The sequence below is a fragment of the Flavobacterium solisilvae genome (genome assembly GCF_012911605.1).
In the GTDB taxonomy this organism is placed as follows: Bacteria; Bacteroidota; Bacteroidia; order Flavobacteriales; family Flavobacteriaceae; genus Flavobacterium; species Flavobacterium solisilvae.
The window spans coordinates 1-514 of the sequence record NZ_JAAMPT010000148.1 but is presented as its reverse complement, the minus strand read 5'-3'; the positions used below and the strand labels follow the sequence as shown (position 1 = coordinate 514).

The 514-nt window shown below is 39.7% G+C and carries 1 protein-coding gene; it reads right to left on the bottom strand.

All coding sequences use genetic code 11. The features are described 5' to 3' along the window. Positions 1 to 514 (bottom strand): hypothetical protein (locus G6042_RS00685; RefSeq protein ID WP_169522358.1); only part of this gene is annotated, 514 nt, incomplete at both ends.

The following is a 514-nucleotide window of genomic DNA, read 5'->3' as shown; positions in this document are numbered from 1 at the left end:
GTCGTATCGCCTACCAATGCTGCTGATGGGTTGGTGATTTCATTGGTATTGTTTTCTAAATCGGTCAACGTTGGGTAATACTGTAACGTTAAATTCGTATCGCCGTTTAAAATATACGCCTGATTTTGAGTTAAATCAACTAGTGCTTGTCCTGAGTTGGTTGCGTTTTCACAAACTGCTGGTAGCACATCTGGATTGGTATTTGGCTCTGGCGCTGGTAATACTCTGATGTTTAGCGTGGTATAACCTACACATCCTTGCGCACTGATGATACGAACTCCTAACGTTTGTACTGCTGGTGATACATTGGTATAACTAGTAATATTCGTGATTTGGTTAATATCATTTTGTGCATTTGATAAACTTGGATAATATTGGAAGGTATATCCTGACAAGGCTGTGATTTGTCGAACCGTTAAATCAAATACCGCAAATTGGTCGTTTGGCAAAGTATCACATTCGTTGATGGGTTGTGGTGTTGGTACTACTAATGGTATGCCAACAATTACTTGGA